Genomic DNA, 15861 nt, shown 5'->3' on the forward strand with positions numbered 1-15861 from the left:
GTCTATTGTGCCCTGTGATGCCCGTGTTGCGCTAGTGTGCATTTTCCCTCAGCCGTATTCGGCTAGCACGGCGTCGGAAATCGCCGGCCACGGCCGCTTGGCCCACTCCCCGAAATCGCGGTTGGTGAGGGCCACCAGCGCCAGGTCCCGTTCGGGATCTGCCCAGATGAAACCGCCCGCCTGGCCGAAATGGCCGTACGTCCGCGGCGAGTTGCGCGCACCCGTCCAGTGCGGCGATTTAGCGTCCCTGATCTCCAAACCCAGCCCCCAGTCGTTGGGCCGCTGGACGCCGTAGCCGGGCAGCACGCCGTCCAGGCCGGGAAATTGCACCGTCGTCGCCTCGGCGTGCAGCTGGGCCGAGACCGTCGCCGGACGCAGCAGGTCCCTGGCGAATGCCGCCAGGTCAGCGACCGTGGACCTCGCCCCGGACCCGGCGGCCGCGGCGCCGCCGTCCAGCCGGGTGGCCGCCATGCCCAAGGGTTCGCAGACCGCCTCGGCCAGGTAGCGGCCGAAGTCGATCCCCGACTCGCGCTCCACGGTCTGGGCCAGCACGGTGAAGCCGTGGTTGGAGTAGATGCGCCGCGCTCCGGGGGCGGCCAGCACGTGATCGTTGTGCATGGCCAGGCCGGACGCGTGCGCCAGCAGGTGCCGGATGGTGGCGCCCGGCGGCCCGGCGGCGGTGTCCAGGTCGACGACGCCCTCTTCGACGGCCACGTGCATGGCGCGGGCCACCAGCGGTTTGGTCACCGAAGCCAGCTCGAACGCCCGCTGGGTGTCGCCGTGGCTGGCCAGCACCCCGTCGGGTCCGATCACCGCCGCGGCGGCGGCCTCGACGGGCCAGTCGTCCAGAGCGTCGAGGGCAGCCATCACTTCCGGGCGATGTAGTAGTTGTTGATCGGGTCGGACTCGATCTCGGCCACCCGCACGTCATCGAATCCGGCGTCGGCCAGCATCGCGGTGGCCAGCTGCGTCCCCCAGGCTGCGCCCAGCCCGGCGCCGTCCAGCGCCAGCGACACCGTCATGCAGTGCATCAGCGAGGTGGTGTACAGGTAGGTGCTCATCGGGACGCCGACGTTCTCCTCGAGCCGGCTGGACGCCTTGATGTCGGCCATCAGCAGGACGCCGCCGGGCCGCAGCGCGCGGTAGATGTTCTCCAGCACCCGCGCCGGCTGGGCCTGGTCGTGGATCGCGTCGAAGACCGTGATGACGTCGTAGGCGTCGGGCTTGTCGAGCTGCGCCAGGTTGTGGCTCTCGAAGGTCGCGTTCGCCAGGCCGAGCTCGGCCGCCTCGCGGGCGCCGACGGCGATGGCCTCGTCGGAGAAGTCGATGCCGGTGAAGCGGCTGGCCGGGAACGCCCGGGCCATCACATTGATCGCGTGGCCGCTGCCGCAGCCGAAGTCCGCCACGTCGGCTCCGGAGCGTAGGCGCTCGACGAGCGCGTCGACCAGCGGCAGCACCGTGTCGACCAACGCGTTGTCGTACACCACGCCGCTCTGCTCGGCCATCAGGGCGTGGAACCGGGGGAACTCGACGTACTGCAGGCCGCCGCCGTCGCGGAAGCAGCCGATGATCTTCTGTTCGACCTCGGCGAGTTGCGGGACGAACAACGCCACCAGGGCCAGGTTGTCCGGCCCAGCCGCCCGGGTCAGCACGGCGGCGCGGTGCGCGGGCAGCGAGTAGGTGGCGGTGGCGGCGTCGTAGTCGACGACGCGTCCGGTCGTCATGCCGGCCAGCCACTCGCGCACGTAGCGCTCGTTGAGGCCGGCCGCTTCGGCGATCCGCGCGCTGGTCGCCGCCGGCAGTCCGGCCATCGTGTCCAGCAAACCGGTCTGGTGGCCGATGCTCAGCAGCAGCGTCAGGCTGGCGCCGTCGATGGCCGCGGCGATTCGTCCGGCGAATTCTTTGGTGCTTTCAGAGGCGCTCTCGGGTGCCGTCATGGTCAGCGACGGTACACCGTAGGTTGGTGGCCATGAGTCAGACAGTGCGCGGCGTGATTTCACGAAAGAAGGGTGAACCCGTCGAGTTGGTGGACATCGTCGTCCCGGATCCCGGGCCCGGCGAGGCGCTGGTCGACGTCATCGCCTGCGGGGTGTGCCACACCGACCTGACCTACCGCGAGGGTGGCATCAACGACGAGTATCCCTTCCTGCTCGGCCACGAGGCCGCCGGCCGGGTCGAGGCGGTCGGCCCCGGTGTCAGCGCCGTCGAGCCGGGTGACTTCGTCATCCTGAACTGGCGGGCCGTCTGCGGCCAGTGCCGGGCGTGCAAACGCGGCCGCCCGCACCTGTGTTTCGACACCTTCAACGCCGCGCAGAAGATGACGCTGACCGACGGCACCGAACTGACGCCCGCCCTGGGCATCGGGGCGTTCGCCGACAAGACGCTGGTGCACGCCGGGCAGTGCACCAAGGTCGATCCCGCCGCCGACCCGGCCGTCGCGGGCCTGCTCGGCTGCGGGGTGATGGCCGGCATCGGGGCGGCGATCAACACCGGCGGCATCACCCGCGACGACACCGTCGCGGTGATCGGCTGCGGCGGTGTCGGCGACGCCGCGATCGCCGGCGCCGCGCTGGTGGGGGCCAGGCGCATCATCGCCGTGGACACCGACGACACCAAGCTGGACTGGGCGCGCACGTTCGGCGCCACCCACACCGTCAACGCGCGTCAGGCCGACGTCGTCGAGGCCATCCAGGACCTCACCGACGGGTTCGGGGTCAACGTCGCGATCGACGCCGTCGGGCGGCCCGAGACCTGGAAGCAGGCCTTCTACGCCCGCGACCTCGCCGGAACCGTTGTGCTGGTGGGGGTCCCGACGCCCGACATGAAGCTGGACATGCCGCTGATCGACTTCTTCTCCCACGGCGGGTCGCTCAAGTCGTCCTGGTACGGCGACTGCCTGCCCGAACGCGACTTCCCCACGCTGATCGACCTCTACCTGCAGGGTCGGCTGCCCCTGGAGAAGTTTGTCTCCGAGCGAATCGGGCTAGACGACGTCGAGGAGGCGTTTCACAAGATGCACGGGGGCAAGGTGTTGCGTTCGGTGGTGATGCTCTGATGGTGAACATCGAGCGGGTGGTGACCCACGGCACCTTCGAACTCGACGGCGGCAGTTGGGAAGTCGACAACAACATCTGGCTGATCGGCGACAACTCCAACGTGGTGGTGTTCGACGCCGCCCACGACGCGGCCCCCATCGTCGAGGCCGTGGATGGCCGCCACGTGGTCGCGGTGGTGTGCACGCACGGCCACAACGACCACGTGACCGTCGCGCCGGAACTCGGCAAGACACTCGACGCGCCGGTGCTGCTGCATCCCGCCGACGAGGTGCTGTGGCGAATGACGCACCCCGACAGCGACTTTCGCGCAATCTGCGACGGCGAGACGCTGAGCATCGGAGGGACGGAGCTGCGGGCGCTGCACACCCCGGGCCACTCCCCGGGTTCGGTGTGCTGGTATTCGCACGACCTGGGCGTGGTGTTCAGCGGCGACACCCTGTTCGCCGGCGGCCCGGGCGCGACCGGCCGCTCGTATTCGGACTTCCCGACGATCCTGCAGTCCATCTCCGAGCGGCTGGGCAAGCTGCCCGGCGAGACGGTGGTGCACACCGGCCACGGCGACAGCACCACCATCGGCGACGAGATCGTCCACTACGAGGAGTGGGTGGCCCGCGGGCACTGAGCAGTCCGCCGTGGCGTAGGGCCCCAGCCACATCGGTCACATGAGTACCAGTTTGCAGACCACCATGCGAGCGCCGAACTCGATATCGCCGGCGATATCAGATTCGAACGTCGTCGATTGGTCGGCAGAGCCCGGTGACGCGACAACGACTCCTAATGCCCCTCGAAGATCCGGCGCTTCTCGGCCTCGAACTCCTCGGTGGTCAACGCCCCCGAGTCCCGCAGCGCGGCAAGGGTTTTGAGCCGCTCGAGGCGCACCCCCTCGTCACCGGGTTCGTGCGCGAGCGGCACCGGCGGTGCGACGGGCGGCGGGTAGTACGGGTTCGCCGCCACCACCGCCTGGCGCCGGATGCGGCCCAACCACAGCCCGGACATGATCGAACCGGCCAGCCCCACCACGAACAGCCCGACGAACAGCCACATCACGAAACCCGTAGAACTCTTGTGCCCGAAGGCCAGTCGCGGGTTGATATAGCCGTTGACCTGCCCGTCGGTCGTGACGTTGTAGGTGCCGCTGGAGGCGATCCGGGCGACCCACACCCGCACGTGCGCGTCGTTGTTGACCGTCGTCGTGGTGCCGATGCTTTCGGTCAGCGCGGGCTGCGCCACACCGTCGGGCGGCGCGATCGTGACCCCCAGCGGCGGCACCGGAAGTCCGCGGTCGGGTCCGCTGATGACGACGGTGTGCAGGCTGACGGTGACGTCTCCGGCGGGCAGGTAGAGGCTGCCCGAGCCGGGGACGGGCACCTCGCCGTAGGCGTTGTACTTGTCCAGGAAGAACGCGTTGAGCACCAGGGCGACGATGAATCCGCCCACCGACACGATCATCAGCACGACGGCGCCGGCCAGCCAAACCCTCGCGAGCCGCCTGCTGTTCATCCAGGCAGTGTGTCACTGCGGGCCGGACGACGGCAGCGCAACAGGGCAACGCCGAGGACGACGAAGGCCAGCGCCGGCACCCAGTCCCCCAACCGTTGATAGGGCGTGACGCGCGATCCCAGCGGCACCCCGACCACGGCCACGCCCCGGAAGCCCGACGGCAACCAGGCCACCCGGTGGCCCCGCGCGTCGAAGGCGGAGCTGTCGCCGGACAGTCCGACGTGCACGGCCGGGCGGCCCGCCTCGACGGCACGCACCGCGGGATGCGCGGCCAGCTGCGGCTGCGCCCAACTCCCCTGGAACGACGAGGTGGAACTCTGATACACCAACAGCTCGGCTCCGAGTTGGGCCTCCCGGCGGGCAAGGTCGGAGAACAGGGCCTCGTAGCTGACCAACGGTCCGATGGGCAGGGTGCCGGCGTGCAGCACGACGGGCCCGGTGCCGCGTCGGCGGTCCTCGGCGGCGGCCCTGCTGTGCCGCGTGATCCAGCCGAAAAGCGGTCGCAGCGGGACGTATTCGCCGAACGGCACCAGCCGGGTCTTCCGGTAGGTGCCCACCGCCCCGTGCTCCCCGATCAGCACCGCCGACTTGTAGATCCCGCCGCCGGGCTCGGGCGCGTCGACGTTGACCAGCAGGTCCGCCCCGACCCGCCGGGACAGGTCGGCGAGCCGCGCCAGAACGTCCGGGTGGCCGGCGAGATCGGATCCCACACTGCTTTCTCCCCAGATCACCAAATCCGGGTGCTGGCTGGCGACCGAATCGGTGAGCTCCTCGCCGGCGGCCTGGCGCGCGCCGGAGTCGGCGATGTCGCCGGGCTGCACCAGCGCCACGCGCAACGTGGTACCGCCCGCGGGCGACGGGCCGAACAGATACCAAGCCGGACCCACCGCCGCGCAGGCCAGCGCGCACCCCAGCGCGACGAGCCGGCCGGACGCCTCGCGGTGCACGACGACACCGACCAGGGCGGTATTGGCCGCCACCACAAGGAAACTCGTCAACCACACCCCGCCCAACGACGCCGACGCCAGCGTGACCGGCTGAGCGGATTGCGACGCGCCCAGCGACGCCCACGACCCGCCCAGCGGCGGCCACGACCGCACGGCCTCGGCCGCCACCCACGCGCTGGGCAACACCACCACGGCGGCGACCGTCCGCCCCGGTCCGACCGGCGCGGACAGCAACCTATGCGCCAGCCACCCCCACGGCAGCCAGAGCGCACCCAGGCCGGCGGCCATCACCGCCAGCAACGGGCCGATGAAAGTCACCAGCCAGTACTGGGTGGCCAGCACAAACCCGGTGACGCCGAGCCAGGCCCGCACCGCCGCGTCCCGTCCGCAAGGCGCGGACCGCACCACCAGCAGCAGCGGGACCAGGCCGAACCAGGCCAGCCACCACCACGACGGCGCGGGAAAGGCGAGCGCGGGCAGCCCGCCGGCGACCAGGGCCACTAGCCAACCGGGAATGCGTCGCGGCATGCTGACCAGGATGCCGCCCGAGCCGAAGGAGTGATACCCATGGCCAACGATCTCGTCGCCACGGTGCCCGATCTGTCGGGCAAGCTGGCGATCATCACCGGGGCCAACAGCGGCCTGGGGTTCGGTCTGGCCCGGCGGCTCGCCGCCGCCGGGGCCGACGTCGTGATGGCGATCCGCAATCGCGCCAAGGGTGAAAAGGCGATCGACGAAATCCGCAAGACGGTGCCCGACGCCAAGCTGACCATCAAGTCGCTGGACCTGTCGTCGCTGGCCGCCGTCGCCGCGCTGGCCGAACAGCTCAACGCCGAGGGCCGCCCCGTCGATATCCTGATCAACAACGCCGGCGTCATGACGCCGCCGGAACGCGACACCACCGCCGACGGCTTCGAATTGCAGTTCGGCAGTAACCATCTCGGGCACTTCGCGCTCACCGGCCACCTGCTGCCGCTGCTGCGCGCCGCCGCCAAGGCGCGCGTCGTCTCGCTGAGCAGCCTGGCGGCCCGCCAGAGCGCCAAGATCCACTTCGACGACCCGCAGTTCGAGAAGTCCTACGCGGCGATGTCGGCGTACGGGCAGTCGAAGCTGGCGGTGTTGATGTTCGCCCTCGAACTGGACCGGCGCAGCCGCGCGGCCGGCTGGGGCATCATGTCCAACGCCGCGCACCCCGGCCTGACCAAGACCAACCTGCAGATCGCCGGGCCGTCGCACGGCCGCGACAAGCCCGCGCTGATGGAGCGGTTGTACAGGGCGTCCTGGCGATTCACGCCGTTTTTGTGGCAGGAGATCGACGAGGGCATCCTCCCGGCGCTGTACGCCGCGGCCGCGCCGCACGCCCAGGGCGCGGCGTTCTACGGGCCCCGCGGATTCTACGAGGCCGCCGGCGGTGGGGTGCGGCCGGCCAAGGTGCCCGCGCCCGCCCGCAACGAGGCTGACTGCCAACGACTTTGGGAGCTTTCCGAGCAGCTCACCGGCGTCAGCTACCCGAAGCCGGACTGACGACTATCGTTGGGCCATGCGGCCTGAACCTCGGATGCCCGAATCGAGCATTGTGGTCCGGCCCGAACCCGTCTACACCCAGTCGTCGCGGCTGCAGGCCGCCGGGCTGGCGCCGGCCATCGCGTTGTTCGAGCGGGCCGCCGAGCGGGTCCCGCTGCCCAAGCCCCCGCAGCCCATCGTCGTCGCCGACTACGGCGCGGCCAACGGGCACAATTCGCTCAAGCCGATGTCGGCGGCGATCGCGGTGCTGCGTCGCCGCACCCGCCACGACCACGCAATCCTGATGGTGCACACCGACATACCGGACAACGACTTCTCGGCGCTGTTCCACACGCTCGAGGACGACCCGGAGAGCTACCTGCACCTGGACACCGCGACGTTCGCGTCGTCGATCGGCCGTTCGTTCTACGACCAGATCGTGCCGTCGAAGACGGTCAACCTCGGCTGGTCGTCGTGGGCGACGCAGTGGCTGAGCACGATGCCGTGCGAGGTGCACGATCACGTGCACATCGGCTACAGCGACGACGACACCGCGCGCGCGGCGTACGCCCACCAGGCGGCCCTGGACTGGCTGAACTTCGTGGCGTTCCGCGGCCGCGAGCTGGCCCCCGGCGGGCGGCTGGTGGTGATGACGATCGCCGTCGACGAGGACGGCACACCGGGGTTCCCGACGCTGCTCGACGCGATGCTCGCGGCGCTGCGTGAGCACGTGCGCGACGGGCTGCTGCGCCAGGACGAGGCCCGGCGCATGACCATTCCCACAGTTGCCCGCAGCGAGAAGGACTTTCGCGCCCCGTTTTCGCCCAGCGGGCGCTTCGAGGGCCTGTCGATCGACCATCTCGACACGTTCAACGCGCAGGACCGATTCTGGGCGCGATTCCGGGTGGACGGCGACGCCGAGGCCTTCGGGGCGCACTGGGCCGCCTTCGCCCGCGCGGCGTTGTTCCCCGCCCTGGTGCGCGGGCTGGACGGCGGCGCACGCGACGCACGGGCCGGGGAATTCGTCGACCAGCTCGAGCAGGCGGTCGCGGCCCGGCTGTCAAGCGCGCCCGAGCCGATGCGGATTCCGCTCGCGTTGGTCGAACTGGTCAAGCACGAACCATCCCGCTGATGAGAGTTTCGACACAACGCCGCAACGGGTAACCCCCTGAAGATCGCGACCCGCGATGGCGAGGGGGTTTGATGCATGAGCGTCCAGGACGATAAATCGGCTGCTCAGGACACCGAGCAAAACGAAGACACCGAGCAAAAGCTGACGGAGAAGCCGGAGCCGGACGAGGGCCACAAAGAGAAGGCCGCCGAGATGATGGAGGCCTACAAGGAGAAGCCCACCATCGTGCTGCCCGGCACCGGGGGAAGCGTGTCGGGAACCGCCGTCAACGAGTGGCTGGACGACGACGGCAATCCCAGGCATGAAGAGCCCGAGGGCGGCGGCTCCGAGGGCCAGGCACAAGGCGACGATTCCCGCGACGAGCAGGCTCTGCAGGACCAGATCGAGAAGGACAAGGCCCTCAACGAGCAACTCAAAGAGGCGGCGAAGGCGGAGAACAAGGGCGAAAAGCGTTGACCTATCGGACCTATTGGGTCGTTCCGAGCTGAGCGGGCACCTGGGGGATGCCGCCGATGCCCAAATCACCCCCGATCCCTTGAATGATCTGGTTGACCCGGTCCAGGCCCGGGATGGGTTCGTTGAGGCCGGGGACCGCCGGAATCGGCGGTACCTCGGGGATCCGCGGCGCCGCCGGACGTGCGGGCGCGGCCGCCAGGGGCGGCGCCTGCTGCGGTTGGGCTGACGGGACGGCTGACGGGACGCTGGTCGGCGGCGCGGGAGCCTCTTCGCTGGGCGGCGGGGGCTGAGCGGTCGCGGTGTTGGCGGGCGGCGCGGGAACCGGGGTGCTGGTCACGCCCGGCGCCGGCGTCGTCGCGGATTTGTTCGCAGAGGTCAGGCCGATCGTGACGGCGGTCCCGACGAGCGCAACGGCCGCCGCCGCGGCGACGACCGCGGCCAGCACGGGCAGCCGGAAGAGACGCCGGCCCGTGCGCTTCGCGGCCGCGGGCTCGTCGGCAGCCTGTTCGCCGGCGCGGGCGGGCGTGGCCTGCGATGAGGTGCCGGTCTGTGACCAGGCCCGTACGGGCATGACGCCCGCGGTCGGTCCGGCGGGCGCCGCTCGGGCCGTCGCGGTCGCCTCCGGCGGCCGGAATTCCGGAACCGACTTCACCGGCGCCTGCGCCGTCGCCGTGCCGGGCGCGGCGGGCGCCGAAGCCGTCGCCGCGTTCTCCCCGGGACCGTGCGCCGCCCGCAGCGCGGCGCCGGTGGCCGCCGTCAGGTGCGGACGCGGCGTGGTGATGACCGGGACGCGGAAGTACTGCGACAGCGTGGTGGTGATCGCGGGGATGTTCGCGCCGCCGCCGACGGAGACGACGGCGACCAGGTCGTGGATCCCGTTGCGCGCCAAGGCGTTTTCCAGCACCGCCACGAACCTGTCCAGCGGCGTGCGGATCGCCTCGTCGAACTCCTCGCGGCTGACCCGGACTTCGCCCGTGAGCCCGTCGGTCAGCGCGGTCACCGTGCTCGACGACAGCTCTTCCTTGGCGCGCCGGCATGCGGTCCGCAGCCGGCTCAGCGAGCCGATCGCCACGGTGCCCGCCGGGTCGAAGGCAGCGGTGCTCGGCATGTTGGAGATGACGGCGCTCAGCAGCGCCTGGTCGATCAGGTCGCCGGAGAAATCGGGCAGGCGCACGGTCGGGGCCAGCGCCTGGTAGTCGCCGTCGGCGCGCATGAACGTGATGCTGGTGCCGGTGCCGCCGAAGTCGCACACCGCCACGGTCCCGGCGCGCGGTATCCCGGGGTTGGTCCGCACGGCGAGCAGCGCGGCCGCGGCGTCGGGAATCAGCAGCAGGGGCCGCGCCCGGTGGGACCATTCGGCCACCGAGCTCAGCGCGGTGCCCACCGCGTCGACCGCGGGCGAGGCCCAGTGGGCGGGATAGGTCACGGCGAGGCTGTCGGGCAGGGCCCGCCCGCCGGTGACGGCGTAGGCCAGCGCGCGCATGGCGTCGGCGATCAGTTCCTCGCTGCGGTGCACCGAGCCGTCGGCGGCCACCACCCCGCGCGGGTCGGACACCCGCTGCACGAACCCGGTCAGCACCAGGCCGGGCCCATCGAGCCGCGGATTCTCCGCCGGGATGCCCACCTCCGGCGCGCGCCCGGGGTAGAGCGTCAGGACGGGCTTACGGGTGATGAAGCGGCCGGCGACCACCCCCGCCAGGTTCGTGGCCCCGATCGACAAGCCCAGCGCGGTCCCAGCTCCATCGGCCATATGTCCCAACCCCAACTCCACCCGACTCGCACCCGGCTAGCCGTTATTGTGCCGCGCCAACCTGTACCGAGTCTCAGCGGAACCTAGGTGCGGGCTGTGCGCCGGTCAGCGAATGTTGCCGGCCCCGGCGATCAGCGGCAGGTCGAGCGGCGTGACCCAGCCGGGCCGCAGCTCGTTGACGGCCGGCACCGCGTTGAGGGCGCGCATCCCGGTCGCCAGGCACCCGGCCGTGGCCGCGTCGCGGCCCGAACCGTCGGTGAACCGGAACGCGGTCTCCTGGAAGACGCTCGGCGTGCCCTCGATCTCCACCCGGTAGACGTCGTTGTCGTGCCCGGAGGGCCAGTCGGGGGCGGCGTCGAGGCCGATCCGGTTGACGTGCTCGAGCTGAATCCTGGTGTCGCCCTTGTAGATCCCATTGATGGTGAACCGGACGGCGGCGACGTGCCCGGGCTTGATCACGCCCTTGACGGTGTTGCGCTCGGTGGGCGTCACCCACTTGTCCCAGGTGGTGGTGATCTCGTCGAGCATGATGCCGGCCGCGTGGGCGATCATCGGGACGGTCGCGCCCCACGCGAAGATCAGCATGTTGGAGTCTTCCAGCATCGGGCTGTACTCGGGCTCGCGGCCGATGCCCATCTCGACCTCGTAGTCGCCCTCGTAGTTGGTGTAGTCCAGCAGCTCCGACGCGCGCACCCGGCGCACCTCCGAGCACAGGCCCATCAGCGTCATCGGGAACAGGTCGTTGGCGAACCCGGGGTCGATGCCGGTGGTGAAGCAGGACGACTCCCCCAGCTCGCACGCCTCGGTGATCGGCGCGATCCAGTTCGGCGGGTTCAGGTGCATCGTCGGCCACACCCACGGCGTCATCGCCGTCGAGCACACGTCGATCCCGGCCCGCAGGAAGCGGGTGATCAGCGCGATGTTGTCCTTGGCGTGCATCGCCGTCGGGCCGTAGTGCACCAGCGCGTCGGGCTTCAGCGCGATCAGGGCGTCGACGTCGTCGGTGGCGATGATGCCGACCGGCTCGGGCAGCCCGCAGATGTCGCCGACGTCGCGCCCGACCTTGTCGGGGTTGCTGACGCCGACACCCACCAACTCGAACAGCGGATGCTCGACGATCTCGGCGATCACCATCTTGCCGACGAAGCCGGTGCCCCAGACCACCACACGCTTTGAGCCGTGTTCCGACATACTCACCTTCCCGTACCAGCCCCCGTGGGACTCACACTAGAGCGGCCCGGCTTCGTCTGGGCGGAAAGCTTCCGTAGCACCGCGTGTGGTGACACGATGCAAATCATGACCAAGTATGTGCGCGGGCTTTCGATCCTGTTCGCCGTCGGTGTCGGGTGCGCGGGGACCGTCCCCGGCGTGGCCCACGCCATCCCCCAGATGCCGCAGGCCCGGTACGAGGTGACCGGCGGCGCCGTCGCCCAGTACATCTCGTATCAGACCGACGCCGGTCAGCTGCACCAGGTCAATGTGCCGCTGCCCTGGTCGACGGAATTCACCTCGTTCGGGGGCCAGGTGTTCGTGATCAGCGCGCAGGGGGCGGGCCCCCTGCGCTGCCGGATTCTGCTCGACGGCAACGTGGTCGCCGACGCGCAATCGGCGGGCGGCAGGACGGTCTGTGCGCACTAGCGGTTTTGCGGGAGGTTCTCGGTGAGTCTCAAGACGGGTATCGCGACACGAACGAACGGGGCGCCTCCGCCGGAGGTCCCGCTCTCCGACATCCACCTCGACTCGCTCGACTTCTGGGGTCTCGACGACGACTTCCGCGACGGCGCGTTCGCCACGCTGCGCCGCGAGGCGCCGCTCTCGTTCTGGCCCGCGATCGAGATGGAGGGATTCGAGGCGGGCGAGGGCTACTGGTCGCTCACCCGACACGACGACGTGCACTTCGCCAGCCGTCACCCGGAGATCTTCAGCTCCACCCCGAACATCACGGTCAACGACAACGCGCCGGAGATCGCCGAGTACTTCGGGTCGATGATCGTGCTCGACGACCCGCGCCACCAGCGGCTGCGCTCGATCGTCAGCCGGGCGTTCACCCCGAAGGTGGTGGCGCGCATCGAGGCGTCGGTGCGCGAGCGCGCCCGCAGGCTGGTCGCGTCGCTGATCGCCAACCATCCCGACGGGGAGGCCGACCTGGTCACCGAGCTCGCCGGACCGCTGCCGCTGCAGATCATCTGCGACATGATGGGCATCCCCGAGGACGACCATCAGCGAATCTTCCACTGGACCAACGTGATTCTCGGGTTCGGTGACCCGGACCTGACGACCGACTTCGACGAGTTCCTGAAGATCTCGATGGACATCGGCGCCTACGCCACCGCGCTCGCCGAGGACCGCCGCGTCAACCACCACGACGACCTCACCACCAGCCTGGTCGAGGCCGAGGTCGACGGCGAGCGGCTCTCGTCGGCGGAGATCGCGTCCTTCTTCATCCTGCTGGTGGTGGCGGGGAACGAGACGACGCGCAACGCGATCAGCCACGGCGTGCTGGCCCTGTCGCGCTACCCCGACGAACGGGACAAGTGGTGGGCCAACTTCGAGCGGCTGGCGCCCACGGCCGTCGAGGAGATCGTGCGGTGGGCCTCGCCGGTGGTCTACATGCGGCGGACCCTGACCCGCGACTTCAAGCTCGGTGGCACCAAGATGGCCGAGGGTGACAAGGCGGTGCTGTGGTACAACTCGGCCAACCGCGACGAATCGACGTTCGCCAACCCGTGGCTCTTCGACCTGGCGCGAACCCCGAACCCGCACTTCGGTTTCGGCGGCGGTGGGGCGCATTTCTGCCTCGGGGCCAACCTCGCCCGCCGCGAGATCCGGGTCGTCTTCGACGAGTTGCGCCGCGAGATACCCGATCTCGTCGCGACCGCCGAACCCGCGCGGTTGTTGTCGCAGTTCATCCACGGCATCAAGACGCTGCCGGTCGCCTGGACCCCGCCGCGCGGTTAGCAGCCCGTGACCATTCCCGCGTTTCCCGCCCCCGACGTGCTCGCCGCCCGGCAGAAGCTCGTGCTCGACCACTTCCACGACGAGGTGCGCCAGGACTGGGACGACGTGTTGTCGACCTTCCCCCACCCGCGCTACGAGCTGATCCCGCAGATGATCGTGCACGACGGCGACACCGCGGTGCGCGACTACTACGCCTACACCCGCACCGCCTTTCCCGACCAGGACCACGAGATCATCGCGCTGCGGCACAGCGCCGACGCGGTGATCGTCGAGTTCTGGTTGATGGGCACCCATCTGGGATACCTGGGCAAGGTCCCGCCCACCGGCAGCCGGTTCCGGGTCCGCATGACCGCATACTTCGTCTTCGACGACACCGAAACGCTTGTGTGCGAACGCATTTACTTCGACACGCTGACCATGATCAAACAGCTCCTCGGCGGGCTGGACATGAAGAAGCCCGCCAATTGGCTGCTGGCCGCGCGCTGCGCGCGCGGGTTCCTGTCGATGTCGTCGGACAAACCGGATCCGGCGCTGACGAATACCGTGCCACCGGCCTTCGCGGGTGCCTAAACTGCGTGCATGCGGGCGCTTTACCCGGTATGCGGCCTGACCGCCCTGGTGGCGTTGGGCTGGTGCGCGACGGCCACCGCCGCGCCGTTTCCGCAGGGCTCGCACACCGTGAAGTGGATCGACCTGCAGGCCGGCGAGTGCGTGGCCGACCTGCCCCCGCCAGACCTGAGCCGGGTGACCGTCACCGTAGTCGACTGTGCGACGGCGCATTTGGCCGAGGTGTACCTGCGCGCCCCGATGGCCGTCGACACCGCGGTCGCCGGCGTCGCAAACCGGGACTGCGCCGCCGGGTTCGCTCCGTACACCGGCCGACCCGTTGAGGGCAGCCCGTTTTCGATCACCTACCTGATCGACTCGAATCAGGACCGCACCGGGGCCAATCCCACGCCCAGCACGGTCATCTGCCTGCTACAGTCCGCCAACGGCCGGCCCCTGACCGGATCGGCGCATCGCTGATCAGCAGCCGAGTTGCGCTGCCAGGTCCAGGAAGTCGGACGCGTTGACGTCGAACTCGTCGGAATAGGTCACGTCGGCCTCGCCGTCGGCGCCGAACTCCAGCGGGCGGGCGACGAACGCGGTCCGGAACCCGAGCCGCCCGGCGGCGCTGATGTCGTACTTGTGACTGGCCACCATCATGATCTCGCCCGCGTCCATACCCAGATAGGTCGCGGCCATCCGATAGATCGCCGGGTCGGGCTTGAACACCCCGGCCATCTCCGCGGTGAAGATCGCGTCCCAGGGCAAGCCCGCGCGCTTGGAGATCTCGACGACCGCCGACACGTCGGCGTTGGACAGGGTGGCCAGCGTGTAGGCGCCTTTGAGGCGTGTCAGCCCGGGCACCACGTCCGGCCAGGGCGTCAGCCGCCGCCAGGCCAGGGTCAGGTCGTCCCTTTCGGAGTCGGAGAATCCGATGCCCAGCTCGTCCAGGACGCGGTCGAGCGCGCGGCGATAGACCGAGTGGACCGGCACCCATGAGCTGCCCCGACGCTCGGCGACGTCCAGCGTCGCGAAGTAGGCTGCGCGCCAACGCCGCACCACGTCGGGCCAGTCGGCGTCCGGGTGGCGGCCGGCGCCGATCCGCCGCGCTTCCCCGCACACCGTCGAATGGAAGTCCGTCGCCGTCCCTTGCACGTCGAACAGCAGCGCCTTGACCACACGCGCCATCATGCCCCTGCGCAGGAATCTACGATGTGCTGGTGGCCGACCGAGCCGAAGAACACGAGCCCGACTACCGGTTCACCATGGCCAACGAGCGGACATTCCTGGCCTGGCAGCGCACGGCGCTGGGCCTGCTCGCCGCGGCGGTGGCCCTCGTGCAGCTGGTCCCCGAGCTGACCGTCCCGGGCGCCCGCCGCGTGCTCGGGACGGGGCTCGCGGTGCTGGCCGTCCTCACCAGCGGGATGGGGCTGCTGCGCTGGCGGCAGGCGGATCGCGCCATGCGCCGCGGCGACCCCTTGCCCCGTCACCCCTCACCGACCTACCTGGCGGTGGGCCTGACCGTGGTCGGGCTCGTCGCGCTCGCGTTGGTGATCGCGAAGGCGGTCATCGGTTGAGCGACTCGTCGGCGGATCGCGGGAGCCAGGCCGAACGGACGACGCTGGCGTGGACGCGCACGTCGTTCGCGTTCCTGGCCAACGGCGCCCTGCTGATGATCAGGAACCTCCACGGCTCGGTCGGGCCGACGGGGCTGATCCCCGCCGCATTGGCCGGCGCCTTGGCATTGGGTACGTTCGTGATCGCCGTCCACCGCCAGTACACCCTGCAGCAGCGGCCCCTCCCGCAGCGGCTCACCCCCCGGCGCCAGGTGCACATCATCGGAATGGCCGTGCTTGCGCTCACCGTCGTCACGGCGCTTGCCCAGCTGATCTAGGACGAACGTCATCCGCCCGGTCGTCGGCAACGAATTACGGGAGTGGACAGCTGCGGGCAAACCGCCGACCCGCTGCGGCATCGAGTCGCCGCAGCAGGGCCCCGGGATCGGGTCTTCGG

General features: G+C 70.1%; 18 protein-coding genes. 11 read left to right on the forward strand and 7 right to left on the reverse strand.

What is annotated here, in order from left to right; translation table 11 throughout:
• Nucleotides 1–48: 48 nt before the first annotated feature.
• On the reverse strand, nt 49–867 hold the full coding sequence (locus tag G6N37_RS09715) for a serine hydrolase domain-containing protein (protein WP_163679216.1): 819 nt from the start codon (nt 865–867) through the stop codon (nt 49–51).
• Nucleotides 867–1937 carry a class I SAM-dependent methyltransferase gene (locus G6N37_RS09720; protein WP_163679219.1) on the reverse strand — a complete coding sequence of 357 codons (1071 nt, stop codon included), beginning with the start codon at nt 1935–1937 and terminating at the stop codon, nt 867–869. Before G6N37_RS09720 ends, G6N37_RS09715 begins: the two co-directional genes overlap by 1 nt.
• 32 nt (nt 1938–1969) lie before the next feature.
• On the opposite strand from G6N37_RS09720, the gene G6N37_RS09725 reads away from it, so the two are divergent.
• Nucleotides 1970–3055, forward strand: a complete 1086-nt coding sequence (locus G6N37_RS09725; RefSeq protein ID WP_163679222.1) for an S-(hydroxymethyl)mycothiol dehydrogenase — start codon at nt 1970–1972, stop codon at nt 3053–3055.
• A complete protein-coding gene (locus G6N37_RS09730) occupies nt 3055–3678 on the forward strand; it encodes an MBL fold metallo-hydrolase (RefSeq protein WP_163679225.1) in 624 nt (207 codons plus the stop codon). Before G6N37_RS09725 ends, G6N37_RS09730 begins: the two co-directional genes overlap by 1 nt.
• A 152-nt stretch (nt 3679–3830) precedes the next feature.
• Here the strand turns inward: G6N37_RS09730 and G6N37_RS09735 are convergent, their stop codons facing one another.
• Nucleotides 3831–4556 carry an SHOCT domain-containing protein gene (locus tag G6N37_RS09735; protein WP_163679228.1) on the reverse strand — a complete coding sequence of 242 codons (726 nt, stop codon included), beginning with the start codon at nt 4554–4556 and terminating at the stop codon, nt 3831–3833.
• On the reverse strand, nt 4553–6031 hold the full coding sequence (gene lnt, locus G6N37_RS09740; RefSeq protein WP_163679231.1) for an apolipoprotein N-acyltransferase: 1479 nt from the start codon (nt 6029–6031) through the stop codon (nt 4553–4555). The genes G6N37_RS09735 and lnt overlap by 4 nt, the downstream gene beginning before the upstream one ends.
• 39 nt (nt 6032–6070) lie before the next feature.
• Here lnt and G6N37_RS09745 point away from each other — a divergent pair, with 39 nt between their 5' ends.
• The 3 genes from G6N37_RS09745 (at nt 6071) to G6N37_RS09755 (ending at nt 8594) form a co-directional block, all read left to right on the forward strand.
• On the forward strand, nt 6071–7027 hold the full coding sequence (locus G6N37_RS09745; protein ID WP_163679235.1) for an SDR family oxidoreductase: 957 nt from the start codon (nt 6071–6073) through the stop codon (nt 7025–7027).
• Between the two features lie 16 nt (nt 7028–7043).
• A complete protein-coding gene (locus tag G6N37_RS09750; RefSeq protein WP_163679237.1) occupies nt 7044–8138 on the forward strand; it encodes a class I SAM-dependent methyltransferase in 1095 nt (364 codons plus the stop codon).
• Nucleotides 8139–8213: 75 nt separating this feature from the next.
• Nucleotides 8214–8594: a hypothetical protein gene (locus G6N37_RS09755; protein ID WP_163679240.1), complete on the forward strand. Its 381-nt coding sequence runs from the start codon at nt 8214–8216 to the stop codon at nt 8592–8594.
• A gap of 10 nt (nt 8595–8604) precedes the next feature.
• Here G6N37_RS09755 and G6N37_RS09760 read toward each other — a convergent pair whose 3' ends face one another.
• Both G6N37_RS09760 and G6N37_RS09765 read right to left on the reverse strand, forming a co-directional pair.
• A complete protein-coding gene (locus tag G6N37_RS09760; RefSeq protein WP_163679243.1) occupies nt 8605–10344 on the reverse strand; it encodes an Hsp70 family protein in 1740 nt (579 codons plus the stop codon).
• 105 nt (nt 10345–10449) lie between these two features.
• Nucleotides 10450–11535, reverse strand: coding sequence for an NAD(P)H-dependent amine dehydrogenase family protein (locus G6N37_RS09765; protein WP_163679247.1), 1086 nt, complete (start codon nt 11533–11535; stop codon nt 10450–10452).
• A 105-nt stretch (nt 11536–11640) separates the two neighbouring features.
• Here G6N37_RS09765 and G6N37_RS09770 point away from each other — a divergent pair, with 105 nt between their 5' ends.
• From G6N37_RS09770 to G6N37_RS09785, 4 genes are read left to right on the forward strand one after another with little or no spacing between them, the layout of a single operon-like run.
• Nucleotides 11641–11982, forward strand: a complete 342-nt coding sequence (locus G6N37_RS09770; RefSeq protein WP_174813810.1) for an MmpS family transport accessory protein — start codon at nt 11641–11643, stop codon at nt 11980–11982.
• A gap of 21 nt (nt 11983–12003) precedes the next feature.
• The gene (locus G6N37_RS09775; RefSeq protein ID WP_163679254.1) at nt 12004–13302 is read left to right on the forward strand and encodes a cytochrome P450; all 1299 of its coding nucleotides are present in this window, start codon (nt 12004–12006) and stop codon (nt 13300–13302) included.
• A gap of 6 nt (nt 13303–13308) precedes the next feature.
• Nucleotides 13309–13872, forward strand: coding sequence for an ester cyclase (locus G6N37_RS09780; protein WP_163679257.1), 564 nt, complete (start codon nt 13309–13311; stop codon nt 13870–13872).
• Between the two features lie 9 nt (nt 13873–13881).
• Nucleotides 13882–14328 (forward strand): hypothetical protein, encoded by a 447-nt coding sequence (locus G6N37_RS09785; protein WP_163679261.1) that lies wholly within the window; start codon nt 13882–13884, stop codon nt 14326–14328.
• Here G6N37_RS09785 and G6N37_RS09790 read toward each other — a convergent pair whose 3' ends face one another.
• Entirely contained in the window at nt 14329–15039 is a 711-nt protein-coding gene (locus G6N37_RS09790; RefSeq protein ID WP_163679264.1) for a haloacid dehalogenase type II, read from the reverse strand.
• Nucleotides 15040–15113: 74 nt separating this feature from the next.
• Here G6N37_RS09790 and G6N37_RS09795 point away from each other — a divergent pair, with 74 nt between their 5' ends.
• Nucleotides 15114–15425 carry a YidH family protein gene (locus G6N37_RS09795; RefSeq protein WP_163684827.1) on the forward strand — a complete coding sequence of 104 codons (312 nt, stop codon included), beginning with the start codon at nt 15114–15116 and terminating at the stop codon, nt 15423–15425.
• Nucleotides 15422–15742 carry a DUF202 domain-containing protein gene (locus G6N37_RS09800; RefSeq protein WP_163679267.1) on the forward strand — a complete coding sequence of 107 codons (321 nt, stop codon included), beginning with the start codon at nt 15422–15424 and terminating at the stop codon, nt 15740–15742. Before G6N37_RS09795 ends, G6N37_RS09800 begins: the two co-directional genes overlap by 4 nt.
• Nucleotides 15743–15861: the final 119 nt, after the last annotated feature.

It is taken from the genome of Mycobacterium seoulense (genome assembly GCF_010731595.1).
In the GTDB taxonomy this organism is placed as follows: Bacteria; Actinomycetota; Actinomycetes; order Mycobacteriales; family Mycobacteriaceae; genus Mycobacterium; species Mycobacterium seoulense.

Coding starts and splice junctions, on each gene's coding strand:
- G6N37_RS09715 (WP_163679216.1), bottom strand. CDS start 867: ATGGCTGCCCTCGACGCTCTGGACGACTGGCCCGTCGAGGCCGCCGCC.
- G6N37_RS09720 (WP_163679219.1), bottom strand. CDS start 1,937: ATGACGGCACCCGAGAGCGCCTCTGAAAGCACCAAAGAATTCGCCGGA.
- G6N37_RS09725 (WP_163679222.1), top strand. CDS start 1,970: ATGAGTCAGACAGTGCGCGGCGTGATTTCACGAAAGAAGGGTGAACCC.
- G6N37_RS09730 (WP_163679225.1), top strand. CDS start 3,055: ATGGTGAACATCGAGCGGGTGGTGACCCACGGCACCTTCGAACTCGAC.
- G6N37_RS09735 (WP_163679228.1), bottom strand. CDS start 4,556: ATGAACAGCAGGCGGCTCGCGAGGGTTTGGCTGGCCGGCGCCGTCGTG.
- lnt (WP_163679231.1), bottom strand. CDS start 6,031: ATGCCGCGACGCATTCCCGGTTGGCTAGTGGCCCTGGTCGCCGGCGGG.
- G6N37_RS09745 (WP_163679235.1), top strand. CDS start 6,071: ATGGCCAACGATCTCGTCGCCACGGTGCCCGATCTGTCGGGCAAGCTG.
- G6N37_RS09750 (WP_163679237.1), top strand. CDS start 7,044: ATGCGGCCTGAACCTCGGATGCCCGAATCGAGCATTGTGGTCCGGCCC.
- G6N37_RS09755 (WP_163679240.1), top strand. CDS start 8,214: ATGAGCGTCCAGGACGATAAATCGGCTGCTCAGGACACCGAGCAAAAC.
- G6N37_RS09760 (WP_163679243.1), bottom strand. CDS start 10,344: ATGGCCGATGGAGCTGGGACCGCGCTGGGCTTGTCGATCGGGGCCACG.
- G6N37_RS09765 (WP_163679247.1), bottom strand. CDS start 11,535: ATGTCGGAACACGGCTCAAAGCGTGTGGTGGTCTGGGGCACCGGCTTC.
- G6N37_RS09770 (WP_174813810.1), top strand. CDS start 11,641: ATGACCAAGTATGTGCGCGGGCTTTCGATCCTGTTCGCCGTCGGTGTC.
- G6N37_RS09785 (WP_163679261.1), top strand. CDS start 13,882: ATGCGGGCGCTTTACCCGGTATGCGGCCTGACCGCCCTGGTGGCGTTG.
- G6N37_RS09790 (WP_163679264.1), bottom strand. CDS start 15,039: ATGATGGCGCGTGTGGTCAAGGCGCTGCTGTTCGACGTGCAAGGGACG.
- G6N37_RS09795 (WP_163684827.1), top strand. CDS start 15,114: ATGGCCAACGAGCGGACATTCCTGGCCTGGCAGCGCACGGCGCTGGGC.